Source organism: Streptomyces sp. SID8374 (assembly GCF_009865135.1).
In the GTDB taxonomy this organism is placed as follows: domain Bacteria; phylum Actinomycetota; class Actinomycetes; order Streptomycetales; family Streptomycetaceae; genus Streptomyces.
Window position 1 is genome coordinate 618,890 of the sequence record NZ_WWGH01000002.1, and the last position, 22,863, is coordinate 641,752.

Consider the following 22,863-nt stretch of genomic DNA (forward strand, 5'->3'; position numbering starts at 1 on the left):
ACCGAGGGTTCCCGGTCCCATGCCCCCCACGCTCGCCTCGCTCGTCCAGCACTCGGCGCTCAAGCTCACGGTGCGGGCGGGGGCGGACCGCCTCGACACCCCCGTGCGCTGGGCCCACGCCAGCGAACTCGCCGACCCCGTCCCGTACATGGACGGCGGCGAACTGCTCCTGGTGACCGCCACCAACCTGGACGCCGAGAACACCGAGTCCATGCGGCGGTACGTACGGCGGCTGGCCGGAGCGGGGGTCGCGGGCGTCGGCTTCGCGGTCGGCGTGAACTACGACGACATCCCGGCCGCCCTCGTCGACGCCGCCGAGGAAGCGGGCCTGCCGCTCCTCGAAGTCCCCCGCCGCACCCCGTTCCTCGCCATCAGCAAGGCCGTCTCCGCCGCCATCGCCGCCGACCAGTACCGAGCGGTCACCGCCGGTTTCGAGGCCCAGCGCGAGCTGACGAAGGCCGCACTCGCCGGGGACGGCCCCGCCGACCTCCTGGCCCGCCTCGCCGCCCACATCGACGGCTGGGCGGCGCTGTACGACACCTCCGGCGCGGTGCTCGCAACCGCCCCCGACTGGGCCGCCCGCCGCGCCGCCCGCCTCATCCCCGACGTCGAACGCCTCCGGGACAGACCCGCGCCCGCCAGCGTCGTCGTCGGCGACAGCGAGGACCGGGTCGAACTCCAGTCGCTGGGCACCGGCCGCCGGGCACGCGGAGCGCTGGCCGTCGGTACGGGAGCGGCGCTGGGAACCGCCGAGCGGTACGCCGTCCACTCCGCCGTCGCCCTGCTCACCCTCACCACCGCCCGCTCCCGCTCGCTCCAGGGCGCCGAACAGCGCCTGGGCGCCGCCGTCCTGCGCATGCTCCTGGCCGGGCAGCCCGACCACGCCCGGGCGGTCGCCGGAGACCTCTACGGCGGCCTCCTCGACGCCCCCTTCCGGCTGCTGATCGCGGAGGCGGCCGCACCCGCCGGTTTCGAGCTGCTCACCGAGACGATGGAGGCCGCCGCCGCCCGCTCCGGCGAGGCGGTGCTCATGGTCCCGGAGGGCGAGCGCGTCGTGGTGCTGGCGGCCGACGGCGGTACGGCCGTCGCCGCCTGCGCGGCCTACGCCGAGGCCCAGGACGACCGCGCCCCGCGCGAAGGCGGCGCCGAGGACAGCGACGTGGTGGTCGGCCTCTCAGCCCCCTGCGGCCCGATCGCGGTCTCCGCCGCGTACAAGCAGGCCGAACAGGCTCTCTCGGTCGCCCGCCGCCGGGGCAGGGCCCTGGTCGAACACGAGGAGCTGGCGGCCGGTTCGGTGCTCCCGCTCCTGGCCGACGACGCCGTACGGGCCTTCGCCGACGGCATGCTCCGCGCCCTGTACGAGCACGACGCCAAGGGCCGGGGCGACCTCGTGGCCTCCCTGCGCGCCTGGCTCTCCCGCCACGGCCAGTGGGACGCGGCCGCCGCCGACCTGGGCGTGCACCGGCACACCCTGCGCTACCGGATGCGCCGGGTGGAGGAGATCCTGGGCCGCTCACTGGACGACCCGGACGCCCGGATGGAGCTGTGGCTCGCGCTGAAGGCGACGGAGGCGGCGGCACCGGCCGAGGAGTGAGCGCCCGCACCACCGTCTCCGACAATCCGGAGCACCGGACGCCCACCCCACTCCACCCCGGCTAAACGCGATCGCACCCTCCCAGCCCTACCGTGGAGCCACAAGGGGGAGCCTCCCGGGCACCCACGACTTCCGTCACGACCTCCTCACGCTCACGACCTCCGAAGGGCCGGAACCTCCATGACTTCGCCCCACGCCTTCTGGGTGGCCGGCCGCCAGGCCACCGGTGCCGACAGCTTCGACGTCACCAACCCGTACGACGGACGCCTCGTCGGCACCGTCAGCGTGCCGACCGACGCCCAGGTCGAGGAGGCCGTCGCCGCCGCCCACGCCGTACGCGACGAGTTCGCCGCGACCCCGGCGCACGTGCGGGCCGCGGCCCTCGACCACGTCGTACGGCGGCTGGGGGAGCGCACCGAGGAGATCGCGCAGCTGATCTCGGCGGAGAACGGCAAGCCGATCAAGTGGGCGCGCGGCGAGGTCGGCCGGGCGGTCTCGGTGTTCCGGTTCGCGGCCGAGGAAGCCCGCCGCTTCAACGGCGGCGAAGCGCAGCGCCTGGACACCGACCTGGGCGGCACCGGCCGCCTCGGCCTGACCCGCCGCTTCCCGCGCGGGGCGGTCCTGGGCATCGCCCCCTTCAACTTCCCCCTCAACCTCAGCGCCCACAAGGTGGCCCCGGCCATCGCGGTGGGCGCCCCGATCATCCTGAAGCCGGCCCCGGCGACCCCGATCTCCTCGCTCATCCTCGGCGAACTGCTGGCCGAGACCGACCTCCCGGCGGGCTCCTGGTCCGTCCTGACGGTCCCGAACGACAAGATGCCCGCCCTGGTCCAGGACGAGCGCCTCCCGGTCATCTCCTTCACCGGCTCGGGCCCGGTCGGTTACGCGATCATGGAGTCGGTGCCCCGCAAGCACTGCACCCTGGAGCTGGGAGGCAACGGCGCGGCGGTCGTCCTCGGCGACTACGCCTCGGACGAGGACCTGGACTGGGCGGCGACCCGGATCGCCACGTTCTCCAACTACCAGGGCGGCCAGTCCTGCATCTCGGTGCAGCGCGTCATCGCGGACGCCTCGGTCTACGACCGGCTCGTCCCGAAGATCGTCGCGGCCGTCGAGGCCCTGGTCACCGGCGACCCGTCCGACGCCACGACGGACGTGGGCCCCCTGGTCAGCGAGGACGCGGCCAAGCGCGTCGAGTCCTGGGTCGACGAGGCGGTCGAGGCGGGCGCCGAACTCCTCACCGGCGGCAAGCGCGACGGCGCCACGTACGCCCCGACGGTTCTGTCCGGCCTCCCCGACGACGTGAAGCTCTCCTGCGAAGAGGTCTTCGGCCCGGTCATGTCCCTCCAGAAGGTCGACGGCGAGGCGGAGGCGTTCGCCGCCGTCAACTCCTCCAAGTACGGCCTCCAGGCAGGCGTGTTCACCCACGACCTCCAGACCGCCTTCCGCGCCCACCGCGCCCTTGAGGTGGGCGGCGTGATCATCGGCGACGTGCCCTCGTACCGCGCCGACCAGATGCCGTACGGCGGCGCCAAGCAGTCCGGCGTCGGCCGCGAGGGCGTCCGCTACGCGATGGACGACTACACCTACGAGCGCGTCCTGGTCCTCACGGGCCTCGCCCTGTAACACCCCCGGACGACCCCGCCCGAGCCCCCGCCTGGACAGCGGGCGCGGGCGGGGCACGCAAGAGAACGGCCGGAGCCCACTGTGCGGGGGCTCCGGCCGTTCCTGTGCCGGCGCTCGGTGGCACCGGGACCGTGGCGCTCAGCACCAGGGCGGAGAGGCCGAGGACGGACATGAGCCCGCCCCGGATCCGCACGAGCCGTCGCTGTCGGGGCGTCGCGGGAGAAGTCCGTCTGCGGATGTTCGATCCCCTTCGCCCCACCAGCCCCCACCCCGTGCGCGAGGGCTGGTGCGGGTGCCGAACAGCGGGTACAGGGGTTACATACGGATCAGTAGGCAGCGACTAGCAGTCCGTGTGCCCAGGTGCCCGTCCGTCCTGGTGATGCGCGGCGAGGTGAGGCCCTCATGTCCGCACCACACAACACCCCCCAGGTCCCCAAAGCGCCCAAGGTCACCGAGCGTGAGGCGCGCCGGGTCGCCGAGGCCGCCCGTGAGCAGGACTGGCGCAAGCCCAGCTTCGCCAAGGAGCTGTTCCTGGGGCGGTTCCGGCTTGATCTGATCCATCCGCACCCCCTGCCACCGCCCGATGACATCCGGCGCGGTGAGGAGTTCCTCGCGCGGCTGCGGGCCTTCTGCGAGGCGCACATCGACAGCGCGCGGATCGAGCGCGAGGCGAAGATCCCTGACGAGGTGGTCCGCGGGCTCAAGGAGCTCGGGGCGCTGGGCATGAAGATCGAGACCAAGTACGGCGGGCTCGGGCTCACCCAGGTGTACTACAACAAGGCCCTCGCCCTCGTCGGCTCCGCGAGCCCCGCCATCGGGGCGCTGCTCTCGGCGCATCAGTCGATCGGCGTACCGCAGCCGCTGAAGATTTTCGGCACCCAGGAGCAGAAGGACGCCTTCCTGCCCCGGCTCGCCACCACCGACATCTCCGCGTTCCTGCTGACCGAGCCCGACGTCGGCTCCGACCCCGCCCGGCTCGCCACCACCGCCGTGCCCGACGGGAACGACTACCTGCTGGACGGGGTGAAGCTCTGGACCACCAATGGTGTTGTCGCCGATCTGTTGGTCGTCATGGCTCGGGTTCCTGCTTCCGAGGGGCACCCCGGCGGCATCACCGCCTTCGTCGTCGAGGCCGACGCCCCCGGCGTCACCGTGGAGCACCGCAACGCCTTCATGGGGCTGCGCGGCATCGAGAACGGCGTCACCCGCTTCCATCAGGTCCGGGTCCCCGCCGTGAACCGGATCGGGCCCGAGGGCGCCGGGCTGAAGATCGCGCTGACCACCCTCAACACCGGGCGCCTCTCGCTGCCCGCCATGTGTGTCGGGGCGGGGAAGTGGTGTCTGAAGATCGCCCGCGAATGGTCCGCCGTACGGGAGCAGTGGGGGCGGCCCGTCGCGAAGCATGAGGCGGTCGGGGCGAAGATCTCCTTCATCGCGGCCACCACCTTCGCCCTGGAGGCGATCGTCGACCTCTCCTCGCAGATGGCCGACGAGGACCGCAACGACATCCGTATCGAGGCCGCCCTCGCCAAGCTGTACGGCTCCGAGATGGGCTGGCTCATCGCCGACGAACTGGTCCAGATCCGCGGCGGGCGCGGCTTCGAGACCGCCGAGTCGCTGGCCGCCCGCGGGGAGCGGGCCGTTCCGGCCGAGCAGATGCTCCGGGACATGAGGATCAACCGGATCTTCGAGGGCTCCACCGAGATCATGCACCTGCTGATCGCCCGCGAGGCCGTCGACGCCCACCTCAAGGTCGCCGGGGACATCATCGACCCGGAGAAGGCGCTCGCCGACAAGGCCAAGGCGGGTGCCAACGCGGCCGGGTTCTACGCCCGCTGGCTGCCCCAGCTCGTCACCGGGGCCGGGCAACTTCCGCGTACGTACGGCGAGTTCAACCCTGCCGGCCACCGCGACCTCTCCGGCCACCTCCGGTATGTGGAGCGCTCCTCGCGCAAGCTCGCCCGGTCCACCTTCTACGCCATGTCCCGCTGGCAGGGCCGGATGGAGACCAAGCAGGGCTTCCTCGGCCGGATCGTCGACATCGGCGCCGAACTCTTCGCCATGTCCGCCGCCTGCGTCCGCGCCGAGCATCTGCGGGGCGCCGGGGAGCACGGCCGTGAGGCCTACCAGCTCGCCGACGCCTTCTGCCGCCAGTCCCGCGTCCGGGTGGAGGAGTTGTTCGGCCGGTTGTGGTCCAACACCGACGACCTGGACCGGCGTGTGGTGGACGGCGTGCTCTCCGGTACGTACACCTGGCTGGAGGAGGGCGTCATCGACCCCAGCGGCGAAGGGCCCTGGATCGCGGACGCCGCCCCCGGGCCCTCCGCCCGGGAGAACCAGCACCGGCCGGTGCGCTGACCGGAGCCTGCCGGTCCGCGACCCGGCCGGTGCGCTGACCAGGAGCCCGCCGGTGCGCTGACCGGAGCCCGCCGGTCCGCGACCCGGGGCCGTGACCCGGAAGCCCGGAGCACAGCTCCCACAGGGGGCGCGTCCGTACGCCGGGCGCGCCCCCTCCGTACCGAATCCCCGCCCCACCGGGACGCGCTGTCCCCACGCACAGCCGGAGCGGCAACAATGGGGGGTATGAGCGACAGCCCCGCCCCCCTCGCCGATCCGCATCTCCTCTTCGACACCGCGGACGGCCGCCGGGATCTGGTGATCCTCGGCTCCACCGGGTCCATCGGCACCCAGGCCATCGACCTGGTCCTGCGCAACCCCGACCGCTTCCGGGTCACCGCGCTCTCCGCCGCCGGCGGCCGGACCGCCCTCCTCGCCGAGCAGGCGCACCTCCTGCGGGTGAACGCGGTCGCCGTCGCCGACCCGGGCGCCGTCCCCGCCCTGCGTGAGGCGCTGCGTGAGCGGTACGGGGCCGGGGAGCCGCTCCCCGAACTCCTCGCCGGGCCCGACGCGGCGGCCACCCTCGCCGCGAGCGACTGCCACACCGTGCTCAACGGGATCACCGGCTCCATCGGGCTCGCCCCGACGCTGGCCGCGCTGAAGGCGGGCCGCACGCTCGCCCTGGCCAACAAGGAGTCGCTGATCGTCGGCGGCCCGCTGGTGAAGGCGCTCGCCGCCCCCGGCCAGATCATCCCGGTCGACTCCGAGCACGCCGCGCTCTTCCAGGCCCTGGCGGCCGGTAAACGCTCCGATGTCCGCAAGCTCGTCGTCACCGCCTCCGGCGGGCCCTTCCGGGGCCGTACGCGCGAGGAGCTGGCCGACGTCACCCGCGAGCAGGCCCTGACCCACCCCACCTGGGCGATGGGCCCGGTCATCACGATCAACTCCGCGACGCTCGTCAACAAGGGGCTTGAGGTCATCGAGGCGCACCTCCTCTACGACATCCCCTTCGACCGCATCGAGGTCGTGGTCCACCCGCAGTCCTACGTGCACTCCATGGTCGAGTTCACCGACGGCTCCACCCTCGCCCAGGCCACCCCGCCCGACATGGGCGGACCCATCGCCATCGGCCTCGGCTGGCCCGAGCGGGTCCCGGACGCGGCCCCCGCCTTCGACTGGTCGAAGGCGTCCACGTGGGAGTTCTTCCCGCTGGACACCGAGGCCTTCCCGTCGGTCGCCCTCGCCCGCCATGTCGGTACGCTCGGCTCCACGGCACCCGCCGTCTTCAACGCGGCCAACGAGGAGTGCGTGGACGCCTTCCTCGCCGGACAGCTGCCGTTCAACGGAATCATGGATACGGTCACCGCTGTGGTGACCGAACACGGCACCCCCGCCCCGGGAACCCCGCTCAGCCTCGCGGACGTCCTCGAAGCGGAAACCTGGGCCCGCGCACGGGCCCGGGAACTCTCGGCGAAAGCGACAGCGGAGGCGCGCGCATGAGTCTGACCTCGATCCTGCTGACGGTCCTGGGGATCGCCGTCTTCGTCGTGGGCCTGCTGTTCTCCATCGCCTGGCACGAGCTGGGCCACCTCTCCACGGCCAAGATGTTCGGCATCCGGGTGCCGCAGTACATGGTCGGATTCGGCCCGACGATCTGGTCGAAGCAGAAGGGCGACACCGAGTACGGCATCAAGGCCATCCCGGCCGGCGGCTACATCCGCATGATCGGGATGTTCCCGCCCGGCGCCGACGGCCGCCTCGAAGCCCGCTCCACCTCGCCGTGGCGCGGCATGATCGAGGACGCCCGCTCCGCCGCGTACGAGGAGCTGGAGCCCGGCGACGAGAAGCGGCTCTTCTACACGCGCAAGCCGTGGAAGCGCGTCATCGTGATGTTCGCCGGCCCGTTCATGAACCTGATCCTCGCCGTCGCGATCTTCATGGGCGTCGCGATGACCTTCGGCTTCCAGACGCAGACCACCGAGGTCGCCGGCGTACAGCAGTGTGTGATCTCGCAGAGCGAGAAGCGCGACACCTGCAAGAGCACCGACCCGGTCTCCCCGGCCAAGGCCGCGGGGCTCCAGGAGGGCGACAGGATCGTCGCCTTCGACGGGCAGAAGGTCGACGACTGGGCCACGCTCTCGGACCGCATCCGCAACACCATCGGCCCCGCCACCATCACCGTGGAGCGCGGCGGCCAGGAGGTCACCCTCAACGCCGTCCTGCGGGAGAACGCCGTCGCGAAGAAGGACGGCAGGGGCGATGTCATCCCGGACCAGTACATCAAGGCGGGCTACCTCGGCTTCGCCGCCCAGACCGAGATCGTGCCGCTCTCCTTCGGCGACTCCGTCGTGCGCATGGGCGACATGATCGAGAACGGTGTCGACGCGATCATCGCGCTGCCCTCCAAGATCCCGGACCTGTGGAACGCGGCGTTCAGCGACGGCCAGCGCGCCGACGACTCACCGGTCGGTGTCGTGGGCGCCGCCCGGATCGGCGGCGAGGTGATGAACCTCGACATCCCGGCGCAGAACCAGGTCGCGATGATGCTGTTCCTGCTGGCGGGGTTCAACCTGTCGTTGTTCCTGTTCAACATGTTGCCGCTGCTCCCACTGGACGGGGGGCACATCGCGGGCGCGCTCTGGGAGTCGCTGCGGCGCAATGTGGCCAAGGTCTTCCGGCGCCCCGACCCGGGCCCGTTCGACGTGGCCAAGCTGATGCCGGTCGCCTATGTGGTCGCCGGGCTCTTCATCTGCTTCACGCTGCTGGTCCTGGTGGCCGACATCGTGAATCCGGTCAAGATCACCTGATGGTCCGATAAGTGAACGCCTCATCCGCCCCAGAAGTGGCCGCCGGGCACACGCGTCGTGTCCGGTCGGTCACCATCTGGTTGACTTGTCCGTACGGTGCGTGCGCCCCGGCTCCGGTGCCGTAACCTCGAAGCCTGGAGCCCGCCGACATCGGGACCTTGATCCACACCTTGGGGATGCACAGCGCATGACTGCGATTTCTCTCGGAATGCCGGCCGTTCCGACCAAGCTCGCCGACCGACGGGTCAGCCGACAGATCCAGGTCGGCTCGGTCGCGGTCGGCGGTGACGCGCCCGTTTCCGTGCAGTCGATGACGACGACACGTACGTCGGACATCGGTGCCACCCTCCAGCAGATCGCCGAGCTGACGGCCTCCGGCTGCCAGATCGTCCGGGTGGCCTGCCCGACCCAGGACGACGCCGACGCCCTCGCCACGATCGCCCGCAAGTCGCAGATCCCGGTGATCGCCGACATCCACTTCCAGCCGAAGTACGTCTTCGCCGCGATCGACGCGGGCTGCGCGGCGGTCCGGGTGAACCCCGGCAACATCAAGCAGTTCGACGACAAGGTCAAGGAGATCGCCAAGGCGGCCTCCGAGACCCGCACCCCGATCCGGATCGGCGTCAACGCCGGCTCCCTGGACGCGCGGCTCCTGAAGAAGTACGGCAAGGCCACCCCCGAGGCCCTCGTCGAGTCCGCCCTGTGGGAGGCGTCCCTCTTCGAGGAGCACGGCTTCGGCGACATCAAGATCTCGGTCAAGCACAACGACCCGGTCGTCATGGTCAACGCCTACCGCCAGCTCGCCGCCCGGAGCGACTACCCGCTCCACCTCGGCGTCACCGAGGCCGGACCGGCGTTCCAGGGCACCATCAAGTCGGCCGTCGCCTTCGGTGCCCTGCTCTCCGAGGGCATCGGCGACACCATCCGCGTCTCCCTCTCGGCCCCGCCCGCCGAGGAGGTCAAGGTCGGCCTCCAGATCCTGGAGGCGCTGAACCTCAAGCAGCGCCGCCTGGAGATCGTCTCCTGCCCCTCCTGCGGCCGCGCCCAGGTCGACGTCTACAAGCTCGCCGACCAGGTCAGCGCCGGTCTGGAGGGCATGGAGGTCCCGCTGCGCGTCGCGGTCATGGGCTGCGTCGTCAACGGCCCCGGCGAGGCCCGCGAGGCCGACCTCGGGGTCGCCTCCGGCAACGGCAAGGGCCAGATCTTCGTCAAGGGCGAGGTCATCAAGACCGTCCCCGAGTCGAAGATCGTCGAGACCCTCATCGAGGAAGCCCTCAAGATCGCCGAGCAGATGGAGAAGGACGGCATCGCCTCGGGCGAGCCCCAGGTCTCCATCAGCTGACCTGCGTCTTCGACGGTTCCCACCGCCCCGCCGAGCCTCGTGCCCGGCGGGGCGGCGGCGTGTCCACGGCCGGTCCGAGAGCCCGCTTCCGGACCCGGGCAGCGTTCTCCGGCCTTGTTGGGTACAGTGCGGAAATCAGCAGACCGCATGGTGAGGCCCCCTCGTGTTGACGCAGACCACCACCCGGGTCCTCGAACCCAGCGACCTCGGCGCAGCGCTCGCCATCCTGGAGAGCGAGCCCGTGGCCAACGCCTTCGTCACGTCCCGCGTGCAGGTCGCGGGACTCGATCCCTGGCGCCTCGGCGGCGAGATGTGGGGCTGGTACGCCGACGGCAGGCTCCGCTCCCTCTGCTACGCCGGTGCCAACCTGGTACCCATCTGCGCCGGGCCCGAAGCCGTACGCGCCTTCGCCGACCGGGCCCGCCGGGCCGGCCGCCGCTGCTCCTCCATCGTCGGCCCCGCCGAACCCACCGCCCTGCTCTGGCGCCTGCTGGAGCCGGGCTGGGGACCCGCCCGCGAGGTCCGCGCCAACCAGCCCCTCATGGTCACCGAGAGCCCGTCCGCCGACGTGACCCCCGACCCGCTCGTCCGCCGCATCCGCAAGGACGAGACCGAGGTCCTGATGCCGGCCTGCGTGGCGATGTTCACCGAGGAGGTCGGCATCTCCCCGCTCGCCGGGGACGGCGGCCTCCTCTACCAGGCCCGGGTCGCCGAACTCATCGGCGCCGGACGCTCCTTCGCCCGCATCGACGACGGCAAGGTCGTCTTCAAGGCGGAGATCGGCGCCGCCACCACCCAGGCCTGCCAGATCCAGGGCGTCTGGGTCGCCCCCGAACACCGCGGCAAGGGCCTCTCCGAGACCGGCATGGCCGCCGTCCTGCGCTATGCCCTCGCCGACGTCGCCCCCGTCGTCAGCCTCTACGTGAACGACTACAACACCCCCGCCCGCAAGGCCTACCACCGCGTCGGCTTCCGCGAGACGGGCACCTTCATGAGCGTTCTGTTCTGAGCGGCCCATACGTCTGAGCTGCCCGTACGGGGGTCTCTTCCCGGCCGCCGCGCGTTCCGGCCCCACCGCCCCGGCCAGTAGGGTTCGCGCATGGCACCAGCAGTCACCGGGAACGGCCCCGCGGACCCCGGCATCGAGGTCGGCCCCATCGACCTGGCCGCACGCGTCGACGAAGCCCTCCACGTCCAGGCCGCCGCCTTCGGGCTCAGCCAGGACGAGATCGACGTACGCCGCCACATCGTCCTGCGCCACCTCGACCACCCCGGGGCCCGCGCGCTCGGCGCCCTCACCCCCGACGGGCGGCTCGTCGGCTTCGTCTACGGGCTGCCCAACGACCGCGCCCACTGGTGGTCCACCGTCGTGGAGCCCTACCTGCGGGCCACCGGCTCCGACGGCTGGCTGGACGACTCCTTCGTCATCACCGAGCTGCACGTCCACCCCGACCACCAGCAGCACGGCCTCGGCCGCACCCTGATCACCACCATCACCGACGGCGTCCCGCACCCCCGGTCGATCCTCTCCGCGATCGACAAGGACAGCCCCGCCCGCGCCCTCTACCGCGCCCTCGGCTACCGCGACCTGGCCCGCCAGGTGGTCTTCCCCAGCGCCCCGCTGCCGTACGCGGTGATGGGCGCGCCCCTGCCGCTCCGGCGGCCCCGGGGCTGAATCGATTTCCGCCTGCCCGCACCCCCCGGCTAACCTCGGGCTCACCACCCTTGCGAGCAGGAGTTCATCATGGCCCAGGTCCAGCGCATGTCCCGATTGATGATCAAGACACTGCGCGACGACCCGGCGGACGCCGAGACGCTCAGCCACAAGCTGCTGGTCCGCGCCGGGTACGTGCGCCGCAACGCGGCCGGCATCTGGTCCTGGCTGCCGCTCGGCAAGAAGGTCCTGGACAACATCTCCAACGTGGTCCGCGAGGAGATGGACGCCATCGGCGCCCAGGAGGTCCTGCTCCCCGCCCTGCTGCCCAAGGAGCCCTACGAGGCGTCCGGCCGCTGGGAGGAGTACGGCGACCTGCTCTTCCGCCTCCAGGACCGCAAGGGCGGCGACTACCTCCTCGGCCCGACCCACGAGGAGATCTTCACCCAGACCGTCAAGGACCAGTGCACGTCCTACAAGGACCTGCCGGTGATGCTCTACCAGATCCAGACGAAGTACCGCGACGAGGCGCGCCCCCGCTCCGGTGTGCTCCGCGGCCGCGAGTTCCAGATGAAGGACTCGTACAGCTTCGACACCACCGACGAGGGCCTCGCGCACTCCTACGCCCTGCACCGGGCCGCGTACATCAAGATCTTCGAGCGCCTGGGCCTGGACCACCGCATCGTCTCCGCCGTCTCCGGCGCGATGGGCGGCTCGGCCTCCGAGGAGTTCCTGGCGCCCGCCGCCGCCGGGGAGGACACCTTCGCGGACTGCCCCAACTGCGACTACGCCGCCAACACCGAGGCCGTGACCTTCGCGCTCGCCCCGGTCGACGGCTCGGCGCACGGCGCGGTCGAGGAGCTGGACACCCCCGACACCCCGACCATCGAGACCCTCGCCGCGCACCTGGGCGTCCCCGCCTCGGCCACCCTGAAGAACCTGCTGGTCAAGGTGGACGGCGAGATCGTGGCCGTCGGCGTCCCCGGCCACCGCGAGGTCGACCTCGGCAAGCTCGGCGAGCACCTGGCGCCCGCCGTCGTGGAGCTGGTCACCGCCGAGGACTTCGTCGGCCGTGACGACCTCGTACGCGGCTACGTCGGCCCCCAGGGCCTGGAGAAGGTCCGCTACCTCGCGGACCCCCGCGTCGCCCCCGGCACCGCCTGGATCACCGGTGCCAACAAGGACGGCAAGCACGCCAAGAACGTCGTCGCGGGCCGTGACTTCGAGGTCGACCAGTACCTCGACGTCGTCGTGGTCGAGGAGGGCGACCCCTGCCCCAAGTGCGGCGCCGGCCTCACCCTGGACCGCGCCATCGAGATCGGCCACATCTTCCAGCTCGGCCGCAAGTACGCCGACACCTTCCAGCTGGACGTGCTGGGCCAGCAGGGCAAGCCGGTCCGCGTCACGATGGGCTCGTACGGCATCGGCGTCTCCCGCGCGGTGGCCGCCCTCACCGAGCAGACCGCCGACGACAAGGGCCTGTGCTGGCCCCGCGAGGTCGCCCCGGCCGACGTCCACGTCGTCGCCGCGGGCAAGGCCCTCCAGACGGAGCTGGCCCTCGACGTCTCGGAGAAGCTCAACGCGGCGGGCCTGCGCGTCCTGGTCGACGACCGCCCCGGCGTCTCGCCCGGCGTGAAGTTCACCGACTCCGAGCTGATCGGCGTGCCGAAGATCCTGGTCGCCGGCCGCCGCTCGGCCGACGGCGTCCTGGAGCTGAAGGACCGCCGCACCGGCGAGCGCGAGGAGCTGACCGTCGACGAGGCGATCGCCCGCCTCACGGCCGACCTGGCCTGACCGGCTGCCGTACGTACGGACCTGGCGAAGGCCCCCGCACCGCGCGGGGGCCTTCGCTCCGTCCCGGCCTGTGCACCGCATACGACGAGGGCACCCGCACGCGGTGTGCGAGGGTCCCGGTCCGATCCCGTACGTACGAGGAGGGCCCCGCACACCGCGTGCGGGGCCCTCCTCGTACGTACGGCGAACCGTTACAGCCAGCCCGCGAACTCCAGGTTGACCTCGCCCATCTGCCGCCGCCCCTCGGCCAGCGCGCGGGTCCCCGACTCGACCGCCCGGAACAGCGTCCAGCCGTGCAGCCGGGCCTGCTCCACCTCCAGCGACTCCGCCAGCCTCTTGACCCGCCGCCGCGCCGTCACCGGGCCGCCGGGGGAGGCGATCAGATCCTCCGCCCGGTCCCGCACCAGCCGCGCCAGGTCGTAGGCGCGCTCGCCCACCAGCGGCTCAGGGCCCACCGTCAGCCAGGGCGCGCGCTCGCCGGAGAGCACCTTGCTCTGGCGGAAGTTGCCGTGCAGCAGCAGGAGTTCGGGGGAGCCCTCGACCAGCTCCGTACGGGCCGCGAGGGCCGCGTCCACCAGCGGGGCGAGCTCCGGATCGGCCTCGGCGGCCGCCCGCATGCCCTCCGTCTGCCGCCCGGTCCGCTCGGCCACCGTCTCGAAGGGGTGGCCGGCGGGCGGCTCCACCCACAGCCGCCGGACCGTGCCCGCCGCCTCCAGCAGGGCCTTGGCCTCCGGCAGCGAACGCAGCGACACCTCGTGGTGCAGCCGCTCCAGCAGCAGCGCCCCGGACGCGTCGGGGGCGGGCGCGTCCAGCAGCTTCACCGCGCCCCAGCCGTTCCAGTGCGCCAGCGCCGCCCGCTCCTGCTCCGGTTCGGCGCGCGGGGGAGCGATCTTCAGCGCGGCCGGGGTCCCGTCGGCCCGCCGGACCAGGAGCACCAGGGCGCTGCGGCCGCCGGGGGCGGCCACCCGCTCCACGGTGAGGTCCGGCCCGGCGGCGTCGATCGCCTGTTCGGTGAGCGTGGGGAGGCGGTCCAGCCAGTCGGCCGCCGCACCGTCCCCGTACATCTCGCCGAGCGCGCGCACCAGGCGCTGCGGCGGTTCGAAACCCATACGTCCGTTGTTCCCTTTCCAGTCCCTCGTCAGGCCGTGCCGTCCGCTCCCGCGGCCTCCACCGGGCCCGTCGTCGAGGCCGGATCGGCGCCCGGGGCCCGCTCGGCGAGCCCCGGAAAGGCTACGTTGCCGCCCCGCCAGCGGGCCGCCCGCACGGCCGCCTCCCGCAGTGCGCCCGCCGCGTCGGCGCGCGCGGGCCCTTCGGTGGCCCGTACGAGATCGGAGTACACGCCCGCCACCCGGTCCTCCAGGACGGCGGCGAGGCGCAGTGCCGACGCGGTGTCGGTAACCGCGAAGGGCAGAGCGTACGCGGCCTCCGCGGCGACCGGCGCACCGCCCAGGTCACGCACGGTGCGCATGAGCGTGTCCCGGCGTGCGCGGTGCCCGTCGTACGCCGCGTTCGCCTCGGTGCGCCGCTTCTCGGCCACCCGGCCGCCGAGCACGCCGTACCCGTAGACGGCCGCGTGTTCGGCGGCGAGCGCGGCCTGGGCGGCGGTGAGGGCGGGGGAGGGGGCCTCGTCCTCGGAGGGCAGGGTCATGACGCGGTCTCCTTGGCCAGCTCGGTCAGCAGATAGGCGTGGACCGCCGCGGCGGCGGCCACCGAGGCCAGCAGGCGGGCCAGTTCGGGTTCCGCGGTGAGCAGCGCCTCGGCGTGTGCGTCGGCCCTGCGGCGCTCGGCGGCGGCCAGTTCCTTGACGGCGGCCTTCGCGTCGGCGGAGACGGGACCGGGCGCGGGTGGGGCGGCGGCCTTCCCGCCACCCGCCGCCAGGGCCTTGGTGTGCTCCCGTACGGCCGCCCGCAGGGGCGCCAGGCCCTCCGCGAGGGCGGGGTGGGCCTCGGCGGCCAGGTCGTAGTGGGCGAGCGTCAGGGCGGCGGTGCGCGCCGCCGCCGTACGCAGGGCCTTCTCCACCCGCACGGCTTCGGCCTCGGTGCGTACGGGTCCGCTCCGGCCCGTGCTCTTGTCGTCCTCCCCGCAGCCGGTCAGCACCGCACCCAGTGCGAGAGCCCCCGTCGCGGTGAGCGCCCCCCTGCGGGTCGTCCCCGTGCGCCGCACGTTTCTCCTTCGGGCCGGGACCGATCCTGACAGGATCTGTCCTGAAGTGATCACCGCAGGCGAGCGTACCCGCGGTGACAGGGCAGGCGGACGGCAACACCCCTGGCGACCGGATACCCTTTGACCTGACACACGACGATCCCCACAACAGCACACGCGGCCGAGGAGTCACCCGGATGAGCACCACCCAGAGCGAGAGGCTGCGCGGGTTGCTGGAACCGCTCGTCAGCGCGCAGCAGCTGGACCTCGAGGAGATCGAGGTGTCCCGGGCCGGCCGACGTGGAGTGCTGCGGGTCATCGTGGACTCCGACGAGGGCGTGGAGCTGGACACCTGTGCGGAGCTGAGCCGCGCGATCTCCCAGAAGCTGGACGAGACCGACGCGATGGGCGAGGGCGAGTACGTCCTCGAAGTCAGCTCCCCCGGCGCCGACCGCCCGCTGACCGAGCACCGCCACTACGTCCGCGCCACCGGCCGGCTGGCCAGGTTCCACCTCGCCGCCGACGGCTCCGGTGAGCTGGTCGCCCGCATCCTCGCCGTGGACGAGGACGGGCTGGACCTCGAAGTGCCCGGCGTCAAGGGCCGCAAGCCCACGTCCCGCCGCCTCGCCTTCGACGAGATCGCCAAGGCGCGCGTGGAGATCGAATTCAACCGCAAGGACAAGAAGGAAGAGGAGGCGTAGCCGTGGACATCGATGTGAAGCTTTTGAAGGGCTTGGCGCAGGACAAGGAGATCCCCTTCGACGTGCTCGTCGGGGCGATCGAGTCGGCCCTCCTCATCGCGTACCACCGCACCGACGGCAGCCACCGCCGGGCGCGCGTGAAACTCGACGAGAACGGCCACGTCACCGTGTGGGCCAAGGAGGACCCGGCCGACCTCGAAGAGGGCCAGGAGCCCAAGGAGTTCGACGACACCCCCTCCGGGTTCGGCCGGATCGCCGCGACCACCGCCAAGCAGGTCATCCTCCAGCGGCTGCGCGACGCCGAGGACGACCGCACCTTCGGGGAGTACGCGGGCCACGAGGGCGATGTCGTCACCGGCGTCGTCCAGCAGGGCAAGGACCCCAAGAACGTCCTGGTCGACATCGGCAAGATGGAGGCCATGCTGCCGGTCCAGGAGCAGGTCCCGGGCGAGGAGTACACCCACGGCCTGCGTCTTCGTACGTATGTCGTACGGGTCGCCAAGGGCGTCCGCGGCCCCTCGGTGACGCTCTCGCGCACCCACCCGAACCTGGTGAAGAAGCTCTTCGCGCTGGAGGTCCCCGAGATCGCCGACGGTTCGGTGGTCATCGAGGCCATCGCCCGCGAGGCCGGCCACCGCACCAAGATCGCGGTCCGCTCCACCCGTTCGGGCCTCAACGCCAAGGGCGCCTGCATCGGCCCGATGGGCGGCCGTGTGCGCAATGTCATGGCCGAGCTGCACGGCGAGAAGATCGACATCGTCGACTGGTCGGACGACCCGGCCGAGATGGTCGCCAACGCGCTCTCGCCCGCCCGGGTGAGCAAGGTCGAGGTCGTCGACCTCGGCGCCCGCTCCGCCCGCGTCACCGTGCCGGACTACCAGCTGTCGCTGGCGATCGGCAAGGAGGGCCAGAACGCCCGTCTCGCCGCCCGTCTCACCGGCTGGCGCATCGACATCCGTCCCGACACCGAGACGGACGAGGAGCGCGAGACCGCCGACCGCGAGCGGGCCGAGCGGGCCCGGGAGCGCTCGGAAAGGCGTTGACCCGGAGCCGCTCCAGGGAATAGATCTTGGCCGTACGCCGCTGAGATCACGACAACATCCGTTCGATTTTTGCCCCAAAGGGGTGAGGTCGGTACGGGGAGGTAGACTTAAACGTGTCTGGCCGGACGCAAGCCCGCGCTTGCCCCGAGCGAACCTGTGTGGGATGCCGGGAGCGAGCGGCCAAGAGCGAGCTGCTGCGCATCGTGGTGGACGAGGGCGCCTGCGCCCCTGATCCACGCGGTACGCTGCCCGGCCGGGGTGCTTATGTGCACCCCACCTCTGTCTGTCTCGACCTGGCGGTTCGCCGCCGGGCGTTCCCCCGGGCCTTCAAGGCCAAGGGGCCGTTCGACACCGCGGCACTCACGCGGTTCGTCGAGCGGGCGACACCGTAAGAAACGAAAGTGAACGGCACGGGACCCCGTGCGGTCAGGTACCTCGCGAGTTGGAAGTAGGTCGAGATTGCGATGAGCACTCGATGAGTACGCGATGAGTACGCCCATGAAGTAGCGACGGTCCGGCGGTAACCCGGACCTAAAAGGAGCGAAGTGGCTAAGGTCCGGGTATACGAACTCGCCAAGGAGTTCGGCGTCGAGAGCAAGGTCGTCATGGCCAAGCTCCAAGAACTCGGTGAATTCGTCCGTTCGGCGTCCTCGACGATCGAGGCGCCGGTTGTACGTAAGTTGACCGACGCACTGCAGGGGCCCGGCGGCAACGCCGGCAAGTCCGCTGCCAAGCCTGGCGCGCCCCGCAAGGCGACGCCCGCAAAGCCCGCAGCGCCCTCCCCGGCCGCTGCGGCACGTCCTGCTGCCCCGAAGCCCGGCGCACCGGCCCCCAAGCCGGCCGCTGCCGAGGCCCCGGAGACCAGCACCCCCGCGGCGCCCTCCGCGCCGTCGGCGGGCCCCCGTCCGGGCCCGAAGCCCGCGCCGAAGGCGGCCCCGGTGACCCCGGTCCCGGCCGCCGAGTTCTCGGCACCGGCTCCGGCCCAGCCGGCCGCCCCCCAGCAGCCCCAGGCCCCGCGCCCCGCGGCCGCCGCCCCGGGACCCCGTCCCGCCGGCAGCCCCGCCCGTCCGGCTCCGGCCGGCGGTCAGCGCGACGGTGGCCAGCGTGACGGCGGCCGTGGTGGCGAGCGTGGCGGCGACCGCCCCGCACGTCCCGCGGGCCAGGGCGCCCCGCGCCCCGGCGGCGCCCGTCCGGCCGGTCCCCGTCCGGGCAACAACCCCTTCACCTCCGGCGGTTCCACCGGCATGGCGCGCCCCTCGGCGCCCCGTCCCGGCGGTGCCCCGCGCCCCGGTGGCGGCTCGGAGCGCCCCGGCGCCCCGCGTCCCCAGGGCGGCCCCGGTGGCGCCCCGCGTCCCCAGGGCGGTCAGGGCCAGGGCGGTGCCCGTCCCACCCCGGGCGGCATGCCCCGCCCGCAGGCTCCGCGTCCCGGCGGCGGTCCCGCCGGTAACCGGCCGAACCCGGGCATGATGCCGCAGCGTCCTGCTGCCGGCCCGCGTCCCGGTGGCGGCCCCGGCGGTGGCCGTGGTCCCGGCGGTGGCGGCGGTCGCCCCGGTGGCGGCGGCGGTGCCGGCCGTCCCGGTGGCGGCGGTGGCGGTTTCGCCGGTCGTCCCGGTGGCGGTGGCGGCGGCTTCGCAGGCCGTCCGGCAGGTCCCGGTGGCGGCGGCGGTGCCGGTCGTCCCGGTGGTGGCGGCGGCTTCGGTGGTCGTCCCGGCTTCGGCGGTCGTCCGGGTGGTCCCGGTGGCCGTGGTGGCACACAGGGTGCGTTCGGCCGTCCCGGCGGTCCCGCGCGTCGTGGCCGCAAGTCGAAGCGGCAGAGGCGCCAGGAGTACGAGGCCATGCAGGCCCCGTCCGTCGGCGGCGTCATGCTGCCTCGCGGCAACGGACAGGCCGTCCGGCTGTCGCGCGGTGCCTCGCTCACCGACTTCGCGGAGAAGATCAACGCCAACCCGGCGTCGCTCGTCGCCGTGATGATGAACCTCGGCGAGATGGTCACGGCGACGCAGTCCGTCTCCGACGAGACGCTCCGGCTGCTCGCGGACGAGATGAACTACGTCCTGGAGATCGTCAGCCCCGAGGAGGAGGACCGCGAGCTGCTCGAGTCCTTCGACATCGAGTTCGGCGAGGACGAGGGCGGCGAAGAGGCCCTGGTCTCCCGTCCGCCGGTCGTGACCGTCATGGGTCACGTCGACCACGGTAAGACCCGACTGCTGGACGCGATCCGCAAGACGAACGTCATCGCGGGCGAGGCCGGCGGCATCACGCAGCACATCGGTGCGTACCAGGTCTCCTCCGAGGTCAACGGCGAGGACCGCAAGATCACCTTCATCGACACCCCGGGTCACGAGGCGTTCACCGCCATGCGTGCCCGTGGTGCGAAGTCGACCGACATCGCGATCCTCGTGGTGGCGGCCAACGACGGTGTGATGCCCCAGACGATCGAGGCGCTGAACCACGCCAAGGCGGCCGAGGTGCCGATCGTGGTCGCGGTCAACAAGATCGACGTCGAGGGTGCCGACCCGACCAAGGTGCGCGGTCAGCTCACCGAGTTCGGCCTGGTGGCCGAGGAGTACGGCGGCGACACCATGTTCGTCGACATCTCCGCCAAGCAGGGCCTCAACATCGAGGCGCTCCTGGAGGCCGTCGTCCTCACCGCCGACGCCTCGCTGGACCTGCGGGCCAACCCGGAGCAGGACGCGCAGGGTATTGCGATCGAGTCCCACCTCGACCGCGGTCGCGGTGCCGTCTCGACCGTCCTGGTCCAGCGCGGAACGCTGCGCATCGGCGACACGATGGTCGTGGGCGACGCCTACGGCCGGGTGCGCGCCATGCTCGACGACAACGGTCAGAACGTGCAGGAAGCGGGTCCCTCGACCCCCGTCCTGGTCCTCGGTCTCACCAACGTCCCGGGCGCCGGCGACAACTTCCTGGTCGTCGACGAGGACCGTACGGCCCGTCAGATCGCCGAGAAGCGTGCCGCCCGTGAGCGCAACGCCAACTTCGCCCGCAAGGGTGTCCGGTTCTCCCTGGAGAACCTGGACGAGGCGCTCAAGGCCGGTCTGGTCCAGGAGCTCAACCTCATCATCAAGGGCGACGCGTCCGGTTCGGTGGAGGCCCTCGAGTCCTCGCTGCTCCAGCTCGACGTCGGTGAAGAGGTCGACATCCGGGTCCTGCACCGCGGTGTGGGTGCGGTCACCGAGTCGGACATCAACCTGGCGACGGGTTCCGACGCCATCGTGATCGGCTTCAACGTGCGCGCCGCGGGGCGCGCCGAGCAGATGGCCGAGCGCGAAGGCGTGGACGTCCGGTACTACTCGGTCATCTACCAGGCGATCGAAGAGATCGAAGCGGCCCTCAAGGGCATGCTCAAGCCGGAGTACGAAGAGGTCGAGTTGGGCACGGCGGAGATCCGCGAGATCTTCCGCTCGTCCAAGCTGGGCAACATCGCCGGTGTGCTGGTCCGCTCCGGCGAGGTCAAGCGCAACACCAAGGCGCGCCTGCTGCGCGATGGCAAGGTCATCGCGGAGAACCTCAACATCTCCGGTCTGCGCCGCTTCAAGGACGACGTCACCGAGATCCGCGAAGGCTTCGAGGGCGGTATCAACCTCGGAAACTTCAACGACATCAAGATCGACGACGTCATCGCGACGTACGAGATGCGCGAGAAGCCGCGAGGCTGATCCGCAGAGATCCGACCGGGTTCCGGGGGTCCGCCCCCGGAACCCGGCCACCACGGTCGGGGCCGGTCGACGGGTCGTATTTCCGTCGATCGGCCCCGGCCGTTCCGGTACGGTTCTGATGTCCCCGCCAAGTTCCGGCGGGGCACGAACCCGAACCGGCGGGACATCCGGACACACATGTATGTGGGGACCCTGTCCTTCGATCTGCTCCTCGGCGACGTACGGTCGTTGAAGGAGAAACGCTCCGTCGTCCGTCCGATCGTCGCCGAACTCCAGCGCAAGTACGCGGTGAGTGCGGCGGAGACCGGCGGGCAGGATCTCCACCGCAGGGCCGAGATCGGCCTCGCCGTGGTCTCCGGTGACACCGGACACCTGACGGACGTGCTGGACCGGTGCGAGCGGCTGGTGGCCGCGCGCCCCGAGGTGGAGCTGCTGTCGGTGAGACGGCGGCTGCACAGTGACGAAGACTGACAGTCAAGCGAAACCAGAAGGAAGAGTGACGGACCGGTGACCGACAACGCGCGGGCCCGCAAGCTGGCCGATCGCATCCAGGTCGTGGTCGCGGAGACCCTGGACCGGCGAATCAAGGATCCGCGGCTGGGATTCGTGACGATCACGGACGCCCGGGTCACCGGCGACCTGCGGGAGGCCACGGTCTTCTACACGGTCTACGGCGACGACGAGGAGCGTGCGGCCTCCGCCGCGGCGCTGGAGAGCGCCAAGGGCGTCCTGCGCTCCGAGGTCGGCCGGCAGACCGGGGTCCGGTTCACGCCGAGCCTGGCCTTCGTCCCGGACGCCCTCCCGGACAACGCCCGCACCATCGAGGACCTCCTCGACAAGGCGCGGGCCAAGGACGCGGAGGTGCGCGAGGTCTCCACGGGCGCCAAGTACGCCGGCGAGGCCGACCCGTACCGCAAGCCCGAGGACGAGGACGACGAGGCCTCCGACCCCGCCGACAAGAACGAGGGTCCCGCCTCCGCATGACCGAGCAGACCACCACGCCGAATGATGACAGTGGGAGCGGAGTGACCTCGGACAAGGGCGGTGGCGGGCGGCGGGAGGACGGCCTTGTCATCGTCGACAAGCCGTCCGGCTTCACTTCGCACGACGTCGTGGCCAAGATGCGCGGCATCGCCCGTACCCGCCGCGTCGGCCACGCCGGGACCCTCGACCCGATGGCGACCGGAGTCCTCGTGCTCGGCGTCCAGCGGGCCACCAAGCTCCTCGGCCACCTCGCGCTGACCGAGAAGGAGTACCTGGGCACCATCCGGCTCGGCCAGGACACCGTCACCGACGACGCCGAGGGCGAGATCACCTCCTCCACCGACGCGTCCGGCGTGACCCGCGAGGCCATCGACGCCGGGGTGGCCGCGCTGACCGGCGCGATCATGCAGGTCCCGTCCAAGGTCAGCGCCATCAAGATCGACGGCAAGCGGTCCTACGCGCGGGTGCGCGGCGGCGAGGAGTTCGAGATCCCGGCCCGCCCGGTGACCGTCTCCTCCTTCAACGTCTACGACGTCCGGGAGGCCGTCGCCGAGGACGGCACCCCGGTCGTGGACTTGGTGGTCTCGGTCGTCTGCTCCTCGGGGACGTACATCCGCGCCCTGGCCCGGGACCTCGGTGCCGGGCTCGGCGTCGGCGGCCACCTGACCGCCCTGCGCCGCACCCGCGTCGGCCCGTACGGACTGGACGCGGCCCGGACCCTGGACCAGCACCAGGAGGAGCTGACGGTGATGCCCGTCGCCGACGCGGCCGCCTCCGCCTTCCCCCGCTGGGACGTCGACGAGAAGCGCGCCAAGCTGCTCCTGAACGGCGTACGGCTGGACATGCCCGCGTACCCGCCGGGGCCGGTCGCGGTCTTCGGGCCCGACGGGGCGTTCCTGGTGCTCGTGGAGGAGGAGAAGGGCAAGGCCAAGAGCCTCGCCGTCTTCGCCTGACCTCCGGGTCGATGTGCCGATGTGTCGATGTATGGAGCGGGCACCACCCCCCCAGCCGGTGCCCGCTCCACCTTCCCCACCCCGGGACCATCTCTGCTCCGCCAGGACACGCCTATTCACCCCAATGGGCGGGCGCTCGGAGTGAAGGCGGGGTGCGCGGGGGGCGCTTTCCCCGTCCGCGCTACTCCTGGAGATCACCGGCGGCCTAC

At 72.0% G+C, this 22,863-nt stretch carries 19 protein-coding genes; 16 read left to right on the forward strand and 3 right to left on the reverse strand.

Features of this window, described 5'->3' with window-relative positions; all coding sequences use genetic code 11:
* The first annotated feature begins 19 nt into the window (after positions 1–19).
* The 9 genes from GTY67_RS26515 to GTY67_RS26555 all read left to right on the forward strand — a co-directional run bounded on the left by GTY67_RS26515 (position 20) and on the right by GTY67_RS26555 (position 13,154).
* A complete protein-coding gene (locus tag GTY67_RS26515) occupies positions 20–1,594 on the forward strand; it encodes a PucR family transcriptional regulator (RefSeq protein WP_161280528.1) in 1,575 nt (524 codons plus the stop codon).
* Positions 1,595–1,774: 180 nt separating this feature from the next.
* Positions 1,775–3,220: an aldehyde dehydrogenase family protein gene (locus GTY67_RS26520; protein ID WP_093686696.1), complete on the forward strand. Its 1,446-nt coding sequence runs from the start codon at positions 1,775–1,777 to the stop codon at positions 3,218–3,220.
* A 402-nt stretch (positions 3,221–3,622) separates the two neighbouring features.
* Positions 3,623–5,578 (forward strand): acyl-CoA dehydrogenase family protein, encoded by a 1,956-nt coding sequence (locus GTY67_RS26525; RefSeq protein ID WP_161280529.1) that lies wholly within the window; start codon positions 3,623–3,625, stop codon positions 5,576–5,578.
* Positions 5,579–5,803: 225 nt separating this feature from the next.
* Complete coding sequence (gene dxr / locus GTY67_RS26530; protein ID WP_161280530.1) at positions 5,804–7,057, forward strand: 1-deoxy-D-xylulose-5-phosphate reductoisomerase; 1,254 nt, start codon at positions 5,804–5,806, stop codon at positions 7,055–7,057.
* Positions 7,054–8,364 (forward strand): site-2 protease family protein, encoded by a 1,311-nt coding sequence (locus GTY67_RS26535; protein WP_093686699.1) that lies wholly within the window; start codon positions 7,054–7,056, stop codon positions 8,362–8,364. The genes dxr and GTY67_RS26535 overlap by 4 nt, the downstream gene beginning before the upstream one ends.
* 187 nt (positions 8,365–8,551) lie before the next feature.
* Positions 8,552–9,706: a flavodoxin-dependent (E)-4-hydroxy-3-methylbut-2-enyl-diphosphate synthase gene (gene ispG / locus GTY67_RS26540; protein WP_161280531.1), complete on the forward strand. Its 1,155-nt coding sequence runs from the start codon at positions 8,552–8,554 to the stop codon at positions 9,704–9,706.
* A 166-nt stretch (positions 9,707–9,872) separates the two neighbouring features.
* The gene (locus tag GTY67_RS26545; RefSeq protein WP_093686700.1) at positions 9,873–10,715 is read left to right on the forward strand and encodes a GNAT family N-acetyltransferase; all 843 of its coding nucleotides are present in this window, start codon (positions 9,873–9,875) and stop codon (positions 10,713–10,715) included.
* A gap of 90 nt (positions 10,716–10,805) precedes the next feature.
* The gene (locus GTY67_RS26550; protein ID WP_093686701.1) at positions 10,806–11,381 is read left to right on the forward strand and encodes a GNAT family N-acetyltransferase; all 576 of its coding nucleotides are present in this window, start codon (positions 10,806–10,808) and stop codon (positions 11,379–11,381) included.
* Between the two features lie 69 nt (positions 11,382–11,450).
* Entirely contained in the window at positions 11,451–13,154 is a 1,704-nt protein-coding gene (locus GTY67_RS26555) for a proline--tRNA ligase (RefSeq protein ID WP_093686702.1), read from the forward strand.
* Positions 13,155–13,345: 191 nt separating this feature from the next.
* Here the strand turns inward: GTY67_RS26555 and GTY67_RS26560 are convergent, their stop codons facing one another.
* The 3 genes from GTY67_RS26560 to GTY67_RS26570 are packed head-to-tail and all read right to left on the reverse strand — an operon-like array spanning position 13,346 to position 15,317.
* Positions 13,346–14,263, reverse strand: coding sequence for an aminoglycoside phosphotransferase family protein (locus GTY67_RS26560; protein WP_161280532.1), 918 nt, complete (start codon positions 14,261–14,263; stop codon positions 13,346–13,348).
* 29 nt (positions 14,264–14,292) lie between these two features.
* A complete protein-coding gene (locus tag GTY67_RS26565) occupies positions 14,293–14,802 on the reverse strand; it encodes a ferritin-like domain-containing protein (RefSeq protein ID WP_093686704.1) in 510 nt (169 codons plus the stop codon).
* Entirely contained in the window at positions 14,799–15,317 is a 519-nt protein-coding gene (locus tag GTY67_RS26570) for a hypothetical protein (protein ID WP_161280533.1), read from the reverse strand. The genes GTY67_RS26565 and GTY67_RS26570 overlap by 4 nt, the downstream gene beginning before the upstream one ends.
* A 176-nt stretch (positions 15,318–15,493) precedes the next feature.
* Between GTY67_RS26570 and rimP the strand changes: the two genes are divergently transcribed.
* The 7 genes from rimP to truB all read left to right on the forward strand — a co-directional run bounded on the left by rimP (position 15,494) and on the right by truB (position 22,654).
* Entirely contained in the window at positions 15,494–15,997 is a 504-nt protein-coding gene (gene rimP / locus GTY67_RS26575) for a ribosome maturation factor RimP (protein WP_093686706.1), read from the forward strand.
* A 2-nt stretch (positions 15,998–15,999) separates the two neighbouring features.
* Entirely contained in the window at positions 16,000–17,040 is a 1,041-nt protein-coding gene (nusA, locus tag GTY67_RS26580) for a transcription termination factor NusA (protein ID WP_093686707.1), read from the forward strand.
* 113 nt (positions 17,041–17,153) lie between these two features.
* Positions 17,154–17,432, forward strand: a complete 279-nt coding sequence (locus GTY67_RS26585; RefSeq protein WP_176727377.1) for a YlxR family protein — start codon at positions 17,154–17,156, stop codon at positions 17,430–17,432.
* A 153-nt stretch (positions 17,433–17,585) separates the two neighbouring features.
* Positions 17,586–20,717 carry a translation initiation factor IF-2 gene (infB, locus tag GTY67_RS26590; protein WP_161280534.1) on the forward strand — a complete coding sequence of 1,044 codons (3,132 nt, stop codon included), beginning with the start codon at positions 17,586–17,588 and terminating at the stop codon, positions 20,715–20,717.
* A gap of 177 nt (positions 20,718–20,894) precedes the next feature.
* Positions 20,895–21,188, forward strand: a complete 294-nt coding sequence (locus GTY67_RS26595) for a DUF503 domain-containing protein (RefSeq protein ID WP_015611818.1) — start codon at positions 20,895–20,897, stop codon at positions 21,186–21,188.
* 36 nt (positions 21,189–21,224) lie between these two features.
* Complete coding sequence (rbfA, locus tag GTY67_RS26600; protein WP_093693584.1) at positions 21,225–21,701, forward strand: 30S ribosome-binding factor RbfA; 477 nt, start codon at positions 21,225–21,227, stop codon at positions 21,699–21,701.
* A complete protein-coding gene (gene truB / locus GTY67_RS26605; RefSeq protein ID WP_202462354.1) occupies positions 21,698–22,654 on the forward strand; it encodes a tRNA pseudouridine(55) synthase TruB in 957 nt (318 codons plus the stop codon). Before rbfA ends, truB begins: the two co-directional genes overlap by 4 nt.
* Positions 22,655–22,863: the final 209 nt, after the last annotated feature.